Here is a 12,322-nt window from a genome sequence, read left to right as displayed (position 1 = left end):
GCAGTCATGGGTGGTGGCGACCACAGAGGTGGTGCGGGTCCCGGCGGCCGACCGACAGGCTCATTGAGCGGCGGGAGTCTCCGGGGTCTGCGCGGGCGGCAGGAGTGTGTGCCATGCCGGTTCGAGGTGGAAGCCTAGAGTCCGGTTGACCGCCAGTGAGCCCTCGTTGGCCAGGGCGCCGCCGGTGCCCCAGCGCCGGGCCCCCTCGGCGTGGGTGGTCAGGATCGAGGACGCTTTGACGGCCGATGCCAGACCACGGCGCCGGTGGGCGGCCTCGACCGCCGTGCGGTCGACCTCCCAGCGGTCCTCGAAGCGGTACAGGATCGTCAAGGCCACGAGTATCCCCCGCCACCAGGCCCCGAAGGCCCGCCAGTCGCCCCGGGCGAGGCGCTCGGCCAGGTCGAGGGGCAGGGGCGTGTGGTGGGAGGCGGGGGTGTCGGGGAAGTCGGGGGCGACAAGCGTGTCGAGGTCGACCAGCGCGGCGGTCTCGGTGGAGGCCAGCTCGCGGACCTCGTAGCCCGCGTCGCGGGCGGCGCCCACCGCCCGGTCGTAGACCGCCAGGTCGCTGTCACCGGCCAGGTCGAGCCTGGCGCCCCAGGAGGTCGCGGCCACGGTCCACCCCTGGGCCAGGAGCGCGGCGTGCTCGGGATCGTCCTGGCGCAGGAACCGGGCCGAGCCCATGGGATCGCTCACACCCTCAGGGTAGCCTCCGCCCCGGGATCGGGACATAGGCCACCGCGAGATCGCGACTTGTGACACCGCGAGATCGGTACATCTGGCACCTCGAGATCGGGAGATACGGGAGATACGGGGGATTCGGGGGATTCGGCACCCTCGGGCGGAGGAGGTCCCGCGGGGAGCGGCCGGCGAGCGCCTTCCGGCGGCCGGGTAGGCGGCACGCACCCGCTGTCTCCGGCGGGAACGGGCGCCCGCGCCGGCGCGCCGCCCTCGCGGATGGTGCCCCGCCGACCCGCCTGTCCTCATCCGTCGTCGAGGCCCCCGCCCTCGACCGTCACATGCGCGGTGACCACCTCGCCCCCGGGGCTCCGCAGACGGCGCAGCGCCCCACGGGGTCCGATGACCACGGTCCGGCCGGCCTCGATGACCGCGGTCGTGCCGCGCCCCGCCAGGGCCAGACGGTCGGTGACGTCGGAGTAGGCCTGGCGCTCCTCGAGCTCGTCGGTGCAGGCGTGCTCGATCAGCATCGAGCCGCTCAGGACGTGGATGACCTCGAGGTAGCGGCGGTGCGCGGTGAAGAGCGGCTCGTCGCGCACCGGACCGCTCTCGCGCCAGAAGGTCACCGAGTCGCCCACTGAGCCGGCGACGTCGCGGGGCAGGAGCGGCGCGCGCCGGATCGCCTCGACGCACCGCTGCCATGGGAGGGCTCCGCCGTCGAAACGCCCCAGCTCCTCCAGGCTCGCCGACTGGCGCATGTATCGCCTCCTGTCCGTGCGGCTCGGCGCTCCTGCGGCGCTCGCGGTCCCGGTGGCACCTCCGGCTCCCGAGGCACCTCCGGCTCCCCGGGCACCGCCACCCCCAGAGGACCCCGACGCCGGCAGTCCACGTGCCCGCCGGCCGTCTGCGCCGCGCAGACTCCTCCTGTCCCGTCTCCACCGCTTGGAGGGATCCTCCTGCTCGCCCAAGGGCATCAGGAGGACGGCGAAGGAGAAGGGTTCCCAGCGCGTCCGGTAGGACTCGAGGACCTCCGACCCCCAGGAGTTCGACCCCAGGCCGAGCACGGCGTGGTTGATGTGCAGCGTGGTCGTGCCGGAGCGCTTCAGCTCGTGAAGGTGCTCGGCGGACTCCAGGGCGGCGGTGGTGAATGGCCAGGCCGCGACGCTGAGGGCGCCGTCGCCGATGACCATGAGGCCCGCCCCTCCGGGGCGGCGCAGAACCATCCAGCGCACGTCCTGGCGGTTGCCGTAGTCCTGGGGACGCACGTAGGGCACGTACATGTCCTCCACCGTCGTGCTCCACCGACCGATGCGGCTGGCGGAGCGGGAGTCCGGATAGTTCTCACCCGGCCCCCGCCCGTAGTACTCGACCTCGCTCAGCTCCCCGGGCAGCCCCATCTCGATGCCCACGCGCGGGATGACGCCCCGGTAGTCCCCCTCGGGCACCCCGTCGACCTGTATCCGCAGGGCGCCGTCGGGCAGGTAGAGGAGCCGCTGGCGCAGCCGGATCCCGATGTCGAGGCCGGGGGGCGCGAGGCGCTGGTGGACGGCGACCTCGACCGCCGCACCGTGTCGGCGCGCCCGCACCGACCGGGTGGAGGTGTGTAGGTGGTCGAGGACGTGCGGCCGCCACAGCGTGTCGGCATCGGCGCGGTGGTTGTCGATGACCGGCTTCCACAGGCTCACCGTGGGCGGACAGGTGAGGAGCTCCTCCCCACCGGCGCGCCACGACAGGAGGCGGCCGTCGACGGCGTCGATCCTCGCCTCGGTGTCCCGCGCGCCCAGGACGATGCCCGGGCCCCGCCTCTCCCAGCGCACGGGGGCGGTCTCCTCCGGCCCGGACTCCTCGCGCCCCGGCTCCCGGCCCTCGGGGCCGTCCCCGCTCAGCGGGAACTGGTAGACGGCGACCCGGGCCCCGGCCGGTGCCCAGGGGGTCGCGGCCACGCGCCGCACGCTCACCTCGAGGAAGGACTCCCCGCGGCCCTCGGGGTGGTCGATGCGCAGGGGGGCGGTGCCGCCGGGCTCGACCACCGGGCAGGGCGAGGAGCGGCACCAGACGACCTCGCCGTCGACGCGCAGCGCGGCCTCGAGGGTGAAGCCGGAGGTGTCGGTGAAGTACAGGCGCGTGCGCACGCGCAGCCCCGAGCCCTCGGGCTCGATGACGACCGGCGCGATGACCTGGGCGTACTCGAGCAGTCCAGGGCTCGGCTCCTGCCACGGCAGCACAAGGCCATCGACGCAGAAGTTGCCGTTGTGGGGGTAGTCGCCGAAGTCCCCGCCGTAGAGCCAGGTCGTCGTGCCGTCGGGCAGGTCGGAGGCGATGGCCTGGTCGGCCCACTCCCACACGAAGTGGCCCTGGAGGCAGGGGTGGCGGTCGAAGACCTCCTGGTACTCGCTCAGGCCCCCGGGTCCGTTGCCCATGGCGTGGGCGTACTCGCACAGGATGCGGGGCTTGGGGTGGGGGTGCTCCCCGAAGTCGTTCATCTGGGAGACCCGGCTGTACATCGTCGACACGACGTCGACGACCTGGGCGTCCCGGTCCTCCTCGTAGTGGACGGGGCGGGTGGGATCGAGCTCCTTGGCGCGCGCGTAGGCGGCGCGGAAGTTGTCCCCGAAGCCCGACTCGTTGCCCAGGGACCACATGACGACGCAGGGGTGGTTGCGCTGGGCGAGGACGTGGCGCTCGATGCGGTCGACGTAGGCGGTCCGCCAGGCCGGGTCCTGTGAGAGCCGGTCGATGTCACCCGTCATGGCGAAGCCGTGGGTCTCCAGGTCCGTCTCGGCCAGGACGAACAGGCCCAGCTCGTCGCACATCTCGTAGAAGCGCGGGTCGTTGGGGTAGTGGGCGGTGCGCACCGCGTTGATGTTGTGCGCCTTCATCATGAGCAGGTCGCGGCGCACGCGCTCCATGGCCACGGCCCGGCCGCGCCGGTCGTCGTGGTCGTGACGGTTGACCCCGTGCATGGTGAAGGGCCGCCCGTTGAGCCGCAGCAGCCCCCCGTCGATGGTGATCTGGCGGAAGCCGACCCGGTGGGGCACATGCTCGACGACGGCGCCCGCGGCGTCGCGCACGCGCAGCAGCAGCAGGCACAGCTCGGGGGTCTCGGGGGTCCACACCGGGGCGCCGGGGATGGCCTGGCGGATCCGCAGGCGAGCTTCACCGCCGCTCACCTGCCCGGCGGCCAGCGCCCGACCGCGGTGGCTCAGCTCCCAGTCGACCGACCAGCCGCCGGGTGCCCCGCCCGGCCCCGGGGTCCCCTCCGGCCCCGGCGTCGTGCCGGCGGCCAGCAGGTCGACGTCCAGGACGTGCTCGCCGTCGACGAGCGGGGTGGTGACCACCATGTCGGCCAGCCCGCGGGCGGGACGGTGGATGAGGTAGACGTCGCGGAAGATCCCCGACGCCCACCACATGTCCTGGTCCTCCAGGTAGGTGCCGTCGCTGAACTGCATGACCGTCAGCGACAGGAGGTTGTCCCCGTCGAGGACGGCCTCGGTCAGGTCGAACTCGGCAGCGAGCCGGGAGCCCTTGGACCACCCGATGCGCCTGCCGTTGAGGTGGACGACGACGAGGCTCTCGACGCCGTCGAGGCGCAGGATGGTCCGCATCCCCTCGACCGGGCGCAGGGGCACCAGCCGCTGGTAGACGGCGGTGGGGGTGTCGGAGGGGACATGAGGCGGGTCGATGGGAAAGGGGTAGCCCTCGTCGGTGTAGGCCGGTGCGCCGTAGCCGTCGAGCTGCCACAGGTGGGGGACCTCGACCCGGTCCCAGTGCGGGTGGGCGGTGGTGTGGATGTGCGAGTCGATCCGCAGGGGCCCTGCGAAGAGTCGGAAGGACCAGGGGCCGCACAGGTCGGTGTGGCCCAGGCAGCGCTGTCGGTCCATCGTCGCGGCGCCGGCGGCGTCGGCGTAGCCGAAGAAGTAGGCCCGCGCGGGCAGGCGGCCGTCGCCGGTGCGGGAGGGGTCCTCCCAGAAGTGGGGGGCGCTGGTCTGTTCGTCGCGTGGCGAGGGGGCCTCCGGCTCCGAAGCGGCGGTGGGTGCTGAGGTGGGTGAGGTCATCGGATCAACGTGCGGTGGTCGAGGTGTTGTCGTGCTCCTCCCGGGCCGCCCGGTCGGGCGGGGAGGGGCGCGGGCTGCCCGAACGGGCCGCCCGAGCCGCCTCGGGGAGGATCCTGTACGTCATGGTACCGGTTTCACATCGAGTGTGGCACGCCGTCTGCGGCACTACGAACACGGCGGGGAGCCGTCCGGCGAAGGTGCGGACTGACGACGCAAGGTACGAACTCGGCGGCCGAGCGCCCGGTGAGAAAGGCTCAATCATCTACGATCTGCCCATGCGGGCGAATGACACAGCGGCCCAGGACGCCGGGTCCAGGGGCCGGGCGACGATCGCAGACGTGGCCCGCCTGGCCGGGGTGTCCAAGGCGACGGTCTCCCGGGTCCTCAACGGCTCGCCGCGGGTCGCGCCGGTGACCCGCCGCGCCGTTGAGGAGGCCATCGCCACCTCGGGATACGTGGAGTCCTGGCAGGCCAAGTCCCTGGCCACCGGGCGCGCCGGGGCCATCGGCGTCATTCTGACCGAGCCCTTCGACGAGGTGTACTCCGACCCCACCTTCGCCGCCGTGCTGCGCGGCGTCTACGACGGCCTGGCCCCCACGCCGCTCGTACCCGTGCTTCTTCAGGCCTCCTCCGGGCCCGAGCGGGCCAAGGCCATGCGCTTCCTGGAGCAGCGGGGGGCCGACGCCGTCATCCACCTCACCCCCTACGTCGAGGACGGCTTGCTGCCCCAGCTCGCCGCGCAGGGCCTGCCCACGGTGCTGACCGGCCGCGTCGAGGAGGCCGCGGGCATGTCGAGCGTCTTCTCCGACGACGTGCTGGGGGCGGCCATGGCGGCTCGCCGGGCCGCCGAGCAGGGGAGGCGCCGGCCCCTCATCGTCGTGGGCCCCCGCGACAACCCGGCCTCCCGCGAGCGGGTCGAGGGCTACCTCAGCGTCCTGTGCCCCGCAGCGCCCGACCCTCCACCGGGCACGGTCGTCTTCGGCGGGTGGGACGAGGCCGCCGGGGAGCAGGTCGTGCGCCGGGCCCTGACCGACGGGGTGGACTTCGACATCGTGCTGGCCGGCTCCGACCGCATTGCCCGGGGCGCCCTGCACGCCCTGGGTGCCCACGGCCTGTCCGTCCCTCGCGACGTGGCCGTCATCGGCTTCGACAACCACCCCGTCTCACAGCTGACCCACCCCGCCCTGACCACTGTGGCCCAGCCCCTGCGCGAGGAGGGGCGGGTCGCGGTCGAGCTCGCCCTCGAGCTCCTGGCGGGGGCGGCCCCACGCGTCGAGGTCCTGCCCATGCACCTGGTGGTGCGGGAGTCAGGATGAGCCCGGCGCGCATGTCGCCTCCCGCCGGGCGGTGACCGCCAGGTCGATGAACAGCGCCGCCGACCAGCCGAAGCAGGTGCTCGCCCCCGTGGGGCGCCGGCCCGTGACCGGGTCGATGTACTCCACCGGCCCGCCCGCCCCCGTGACGAGCCGGAGCGTGGCAGCCTCCAGGTCGCGGGCGCGCCGCTCCATGCCCTGGGTGCGCAGCCCGCGGGCCACCAGCCAGTTCGTGTTGACCCACACCGGCCCCCGCCACATCCGCTGCGGGTCGAAGGCGGGGTCGCAGGGGGCGACCGTGGGCACGGCGGCGCCCCCGCCTCGGGCCCCGAAGTCCTCCGGACGATCGAGCAGGGCGAGGATCGCCTCGCGCGTCCGGTGGTCCAGTCCCGGGACGAGCAGCGGCATGAGGCTGACGACGGTCAGGCTGGGGGAGGGGCCGTGGGGGCCGACTGCCGGGATGAAGCGTCTGTCCGCGCCGCACTCCTCAAGCCTCCGGCGCAGGCGCTCGGCACGCTCGAGGTGGGAGGCCGCCTCCCGCTCCTGGCCCGCTCGGGCGGACCACCGCGCCAGGATCGTGTCCTGGAGGCACAGGTAGGCGCTGAGGTCGGGGGACTCGATGGGCGTGCCCGCGCCGAAGACCGGCGAGTCGTCCAGCCCAGAGGAGTAGGGGTGGAGGTAGGTCGGCACGCCCAGGCACCGGGGGTCGCAGCGCTCGAACCACCACTGCTGGGAGCGGCGTACCGCGGGGCCCATCTGGGTGATGAGGTCCTCGGGGTGGCAGGCGTCGACGAGCTCGATGGCCAGCGCCGTCAAGGGCGGCTTGGTCAGCGGCACCGGCCGGTCCTCGGCACCGGCCGTCCCCAGCGCCCGCAACGAGGCCAGGTCGGCCGGTGGCAGGTCCCGGCTCGAGGCCAGGACCCCCGCCTCGTGGACGACGTCGGGGAGCTGTCCGTCAGCCTGCTGGCACGACAGCGCCAGGCGCAGCTGCTCGGCGGCCAGCTCGGGGTCGCCGTGACGCAGCCCGATGGCGATGAAGTAGGCGTCCCACTGCCACAGCCCGACATAGCCGAGCTTGGAGGGCACCACCGCCCGGCCGGTGACCGCCCCGCCCAGGCGCAGGGTGTTGACCCCCAGCACCCACCAGCACAGGCGTGCCGTGGAGCGGTGCTCGGCCAGGACCTCGGGGCACCGCCGCATCCAGGCGTCGACGGTCTCGAGGTTGTGACCCACCTGTTCCCTGAGGGCCTCATCCGCGGCCACCTGGGCGTCGGCCGGTGCCGAGGTGGCCACGGTCCGTGGGGTGATGACCAGGCCCGCGCCGGGGCTGAGCGCGCGCACGACGAGCCCGCCGTCGGGGGTCCTGACCACCTGCCCCTGGAGGACAGCGAGACCGGTCCTCTCCTCGACCGCCTCCAGGTGCACCGACCAGCCCCGGGGCAGCCGGCCCAGGACGGCCCCGCCCTCGGGGGTCAGGGTCAGCCAGGGCCCGTTCTCCCCCCAGCAGATGCGGCAGGGATCGGGCACGGACCAGTGTCGGAGGCCTCCGTCCTGGTCCCGCACGACCAGGCCCGTGGCGACCCGGCAGTCCTCGAGGGGCACCTCGTAGCGGGCCTCGTGGATGTCCAGGGCACTGCCGCGGGCCAGGACGAACAGGCGGCTGCCGGCGATGGTCAGGGGCACCTCGGCCAGGTCGATGCGGCGGGCCAGGTCCCGCAGGTTCTCGCCGGGGCTCATCGGCCACCGAGCCCGGAGGTGGCAAGGCTGTTGATGATCTGGCGCTGGGCGACGATGAAGACCGCCAGCATGGGCAGGGTCGAGATCGTCGTGGCGGCCATGATCAGCCCCTGGTTGAGGCCGCCGTACTGGCCCTGGAACTGGGAGAGCAGCAGGGGGACGGTGAACAGCTCGGTGGAGTTGAGCAGGACCAGGGGCATGAGGAAGTTGTTCCACGTGTCGAGGGCGGCGATGATCGCCAGTGCCCCGAGGCCGGGACGGATGTTGGGCAGGATGATCGCGGTCAGGATCCGCCAGCGCCCGCAGCCGTCGATGAGCGCGGCCTCCTCCAGCTCGCGGGGCACCGCGCGAATGAACTGCCGCATGAGGAAGACCCCGAAGGGGTTGACCATCATGGCGGGCACGATGATCGCCAGGTGGGAGTCGACCCACCCGATCCGGCTCATCATGACGTAGAAGGGCACGAGCGTGACCTGGATGGGGACCATCTGGACGAGCAGGAAGAGGCCGAACAGCGCTCTGGCGCCCCGGAACTCGACGCGGGCGAAGGCGTAGCCCGCCATCGCCGAGGTCGCCAGCGTGCCGAGCACGCACAGCGCCATGATGTAGGCGCTGTTGAGGTAGGCCCGGGAGAAGGGCAGGGCGCCCCAGGCGTCGGTGAGGTTGGAGGGCACCCAGGGGTCCGGCAGGAGGCTCGCCGGCTCCGACAGCGTCTGGACGGTGCCTTTGAAGCCGGCCAGGACCATCCAGATGAAGGGGCCGACCATGCACACCGAGATCGCCAGAAGAGCGGCGTGGCGCAGGACGGTCGCGACCGGCAGCGGGCGCCGACGACGCTGGACGGGGGCGGCGGGGGAGAGGCGGGGGATGGCAGACATGGATCAGTCCTCGTAGTGGACGAAGCGCTTCTGCCCGGCGAACTGGATAAGCGTGATGACCGCCGTGAGCACGAGGAGGATGACGGAGGCGGCACTGGCCAGCCCGAACTGCGCGGAGCGGAAGCCGAGGTCGTAGATGTGGTAGACGATCGTCCGGGTGGCGTGGTCCGGTCCCGCGTGGGACACGAGGATGAACACCAGGTCGAAGGTCTTGAGCGAGCTGATGACGGCGACGACCGACTGGAAGAAGATCGTGGGACTCAGCAGCGGCAGGATGATGCTGACGAACCGGCGGACCGGTCCAGCGCCGTCGATGGTGGCGGCCTCGAGGACCGAGGGCGGGATGGACTGCAGCCCGGCCTGGAAGATGACGACGTTGAGCCCCAGGGAGGACCAGACCGTCACCAGGCACACGGACACGAGGGCCAGCCGCGGGTCGCCCAGCCAGTCGGGCGGAGTGACCGGCAGGACCGCCGTGATCGAGCGGCTGACAATGCCCTCGCGGTGCAGGAGCTGTTGCCAGATGAGGGCCACGGCCACCGAGCTGGTGACCACGGGGGTGAAGATCATGACCATGTAGAAGGACTTGAGTCGCACGCCCTGGAGTAGCACCGCCACGATGATGGCCAGCCCCAGGCCCACCGGCACGGTGATGGCTGCGATCGCCAGGGTGTTGAGCACGGCGCGCCGCAGCAGGGGGTCGGTCAGCTGGTCGACGAAGTTCTGCACGCCCACGAAAGAGGGGGTGCCGAAGCCGTTCCACTGGGTGAAGGCGAGCGCGAGCGCCGCCAGGAAGGGCAGGAGGGTGAACAGGAGCAGGCCGATGGTCTGGGGGGCGACGAAGGCGTAGCCGTGGCGCCGGTCCGCCACGCGCCAGCTGCGGCGAGGGCGGACCGGCGCCACGGTGGCGCGCCCCTTGCCGGGCCGGTGGTCCCGGCTGGCGCGACGGGCGGCCCCGTGGTCTGGGGCGGGCATCAGGACTGGCTCTCCTGCGCGCTGGCCGCCGGGCTCGGGGAGGTGGAGGCCGTCGTCCGCTCCTGGGCGATGAGGGCCGCGATCGCGTCGAGGGTCTCCTGGGGCTGGGCCTTGCCCTGGTACAGGGGCAGCATGTGGTCGGTCGCGATGGTTGAGGACAGGCCCGGGACCGAGGCCTCGGCACGGTTGTTGGTGTAGCCGGCGTCGCGCATGTCGAGCATGGTCTGGGCGTGGGCGGGGAAGTCGTCGTTGGTGACCAGGTCGTCGGCACCCTTGACCGAGGGCACGGCCGTGCCCGAGGCCAGTCGGATGCGCTGGCCCTCGACGCTCAGGAAGCTGGAGAAGAAGGTGTAGGCCGCCTGCGGGTCGGCCGCCTTGGCGTTGATGGCCAGGAAGGAGGCCGCCAGCCCCGTGGGAGCCGCAGTCCCCTCGGGGGTGGGCCAGGGCGCGATGTCGTAGGCGCTGAGGTCCACCCCGGCGCTGCGCAGCGTGTTGGCGGTGTAGCGGCCCTGGGCGAAGAAGGCGAGCTTGTCGGTCAGGAACATGGCGTCGGCCCCACTGCCCTCGGGCAGGGTGTCGGCCACGACGAACTCGCCACTGCGGCACCGCGCGGCCAGCTCGGTGACGGCGGCCACCGAGGCCGGGTCGGTGTGGGCGACGTAGGAGTCGGAGTCGTCATAGACCCGGCCGCCCTGGCTCGTGATCCACGAGGCGTGGGTGGCCCAGTAGTTCCAGAAGGCCAGCGTGGTCAGGCCGGCGGCCTTGATCTTCTCGCTCATCGACAGGAAGGCCGAGGTCGTCCAGGCCCCCTGCTCCGCCAGCTGGGCGGGGTCCTCGGTGATCCCGGCGGCCTCGAGGACGTTCTTGTTGTACCACCAGGCGTCGGGGTTGACGTCGTTGGGCAGGGCATACAGAGACCCGTCGAGCTCGGCGATCCCGTAGACCTCGGCGTTGAAGTCCTGCGTCGAGATCGGGGAGTCGGAGCCGGCCAGGTAGTCGTCGAGCGGCGCGAGCACCTGGTGGGGCAGGACCGAGGCCACCCGGTCGTCCCCGATGTAGAACACGTCCGGGGCGGTGCCCGAGGTCAGCTGGGTGAGCAGCTTGGTGTGGTACTCCTCGTAGGAGGCCACGGGCTGGAAGACGACCGTGATGTCGGGGTTGTTCTTCATGAACTGGGTGTTGAACTCCTCCAGGAGCGTGAGCTCCTCGGGGCTGCCCCAGGTCGACCAGGTCACGGTGCCCTGGCCCTTGGCGCCCGAGGAGCCGGAGCAGCCGGCGATGCTCAGGGCGAGCAACGCCGAGCCGCTCAGCAGGGTGCGCCGGGACACAGAGTGAGGCAACGGGGATGACATGTGCATGGTGGGTCCTCAATCGTCGTTGATCGGTGTCGGTCAGACCTCGTCTGACCCGGTGCCCGCCGGCGGGGTGCGCCGAGGGCGGCCGGAAGCCGCCGCGGTGGCCCGCTCCTGTTGAGGGCCGCCGCGCCAGTGCCCTCCAGGTCCTGGAGGTCGTCGAGCGCGGGTCGGGCTGCGCTAGAGGTCCTCGTGGTTCTCGAGGCTTCCGGAGGCTGCGGTGGCGGCCCCCACCGGTGGTCCCTCCCCCGGGCGGGAAGGATGAGGGGGTCGGTCGGCATGCTCGCCGGCCGGAGGGCCGGGCGGGCGGGGGTCGAGCGGGGCGTCGTCGGGAGGGCCGCTCGACATCTCCGATAGGAGCATCGCCGAGACGATGAGTGCGCCTCCCAGGGCGAGCCGGCCGGACAGGGTCTCATCGCCCAGGGCGATGGCGAACAGTGCGGCGAAGACCGGCTCGCAGGTCATGACGACGGCGGCGCGGGTCGGGCTCATGCGGGCCTGGGCCCAGGTCTGGAGGAACATCGTCCCGATGCCCGTGGCCAGAGCCATGTAGAGCACCGGGCCCCACACCGATGCGGTCCCGGGAACCTCAACGCCACCGGGGACCCCGGCGGCCGCGCACACGAGGGCGATGCCGACCATCTGTGTCGCCGTGAGGGTCATCGCCTCGTGCTCGTGGGCGACCCGGCTCAGCGCGACGATGTGCAGGGCGTAGACGACCGAGCCGCCGAAGGTGATCATCGCCCCCGTGCTCAGCGAGGTGCCGGTCAGGCTGAGGACGGCCAGGCCCGCCAGGGCCATGGCCGAGGCGGTCACCACCCGGGCGGAGGGGGCGGTGCGCGTGACGGCCACGAGGATGGCCGGGGTGAGTACGACGTACATGCCGGTGATGAAGCCGGAGACCGAGGCGTCGGTCGTGCGAAGGCCGACGGTCTGGAGGATCTGGGCGATCCCGTACAGCGCTCCCAGCCCGAGGCCCTGGACCCACCGGCGACGGTCCAGCTCGAGCAGTCGACGACCGGTGAGCGCGACCATGACGGTGGCGGCGATGGCGAAGCGGACGGCGAGGAAGTCCGCGGGCTCGATGTGGTCGAGGGCGTCCTTGAGGATGATGAAGGTCGAGCCCCACAGGGCGGTGACGACGAGCAATGCCGTCACGGGCAGCGCCGCACGTGCTGTCTGCGCCACGCGAGCCGCTCGAGCGGTCGTGGTGGCGGTCAGGCGCGGCATTCTCGGCTCCCGGGTCGTGGCGTCCGGTACGACGGCGGGTCGTGATCAGTGCGACCACGGGCGTGGTACCGGTTTCATCTCGGTGGTGGAGTGATTATGCAGCGCAG

The 12,322-nt window shown here is 72.4% G+C and carries 8 protein-coding genes; 1 reads left to right on the top strand and 7 read right to left on the bottom strand.

Translation table 11 applies throughout. From position 1 onward, the window contains the following. Window positions 1–60: 60 nt before the first annotated feature. Window positions 61–693 (bottom strand): GNAT family N-acetyltransferase, encoded by a 633-nt coding sequence (locus tag Q4C85_RS01195; RefSeq protein WP_303138797.1) that lies wholly within the window; start codon window positions 691–693, stop codon window positions 61–63. Window positions 694–980: 287 nt separating this feature from the next. After that, on the bottom strand, window positions 981–4,730 hold the full coding sequence (locus Q4C85_RS01190; RefSeq protein ID WP_303138796.1) for a glycoside hydrolase family 2 TIM barrel-domain containing protein: 3,750 nt from the start codon (window positions 4,728–4,730) through the stop codon (window positions 981–983). 275 nt (window positions 4,731–5,005) lie between these two features. Between Q4C85_RS01190 and Q4C85_RS01185 the strand changes: the two genes are divergently transcribed. Next, on the top strand, window positions 5,006–6,046 hold the full coding sequence (locus Q4C85_RS01185) for a LacI family DNA-binding transcriptional regulator (protein ID WP_303138794.1): 1,041 nt from the start codon (window positions 5,006–5,008) through the stop codon (window positions 6,044–6,046). Here Q4C85_RS01185 and Q4C85_RS01180 read toward each other — a convergent pair. The 5 genes from Q4C85_RS01180 to Q4C85_RS01160 all read right to left on the bottom strand — a co-directional run bounded on the left by Q4C85_RS01180 (window position 6,038) and on the right by Q4C85_RS01160 (window position 12,215). Then, window positions 6,038–7,780 carry a hypothetical protein gene (locus tag Q4C85_RS01180; protein WP_303138792.1) on the bottom strand — a complete coding sequence of 581 codons (1,743 nt, stop codon included), beginning with the start codon at window positions 7,778–7,780 and terminating at the stop codon, window positions 6,038–6,040. The genes Q4C85_RS01185 and Q4C85_RS01180 overlap by 9 nt on opposite strands. Beyond that, window positions 7,777–8,658, bottom strand: coding sequence for a carbohydrate ABC transporter permease (locus Q4C85_RS01175; protein ID WP_303138790.1), 882 nt, complete (start codon window positions 8,656–8,658; stop codon window positions 7,777–7,779). The genes Q4C85_RS01180 and Q4C85_RS01175 overlap by 4 nt, the downstream gene beginning before the upstream one ends. A gap of 3 nt (window positions 8,659–8,661) precedes the next feature. After that, the gene (locus Q4C85_RS01170) at window positions 8,662–9,633 is read right to left on the bottom strand and encodes a carbohydrate ABC transporter permease (protein WP_303138788.1); all 972 of its coding nucleotides are present in this window, start codon (window positions 9,631–9,633) and stop codon (window positions 8,662–8,664) included. Continuing rightward, on the bottom strand, window positions 9,633–10,961 hold the full coding sequence (locus tag Q4C85_RS01165; RefSeq protein WP_303138786.1) for a sugar ABC transporter substrate-binding protein: 1,329 nt from the start codon (window positions 10,959–10,961) through the stop codon (window positions 9,633–9,635). The genes Q4C85_RS01170 and Q4C85_RS01165 overlap by 1 nt, the downstream gene beginning before the upstream one ends. A gap of 204 nt (window positions 10,962–11,165) precedes the next feature. Then, window positions 11,166–12,215: a DMT family transporter gene (locus Q4C85_RS01160; RefSeq protein WP_303138784.1), complete on the bottom strand. Its 1,050-nt coding sequence runs from the start codon at window positions 12,213–12,215 to the stop codon at window positions 11,166–11,168. Window positions 12,216–12,322: the final 107 nt, after the last annotated feature.

Origin of the sequence: Actinomyces sp. (assembly GCF_030524025.1) — a bacterium.
Lineage (GTDB): Bacteria > Actinomycetota > Actinomycetes > Actinomycetales > Actinomycetaceae > Actinomyces.
Note: the sequence above shows the minus strand (reverse complement) of the source record. Positions and strands in the feature narration are given on the sequence as shown.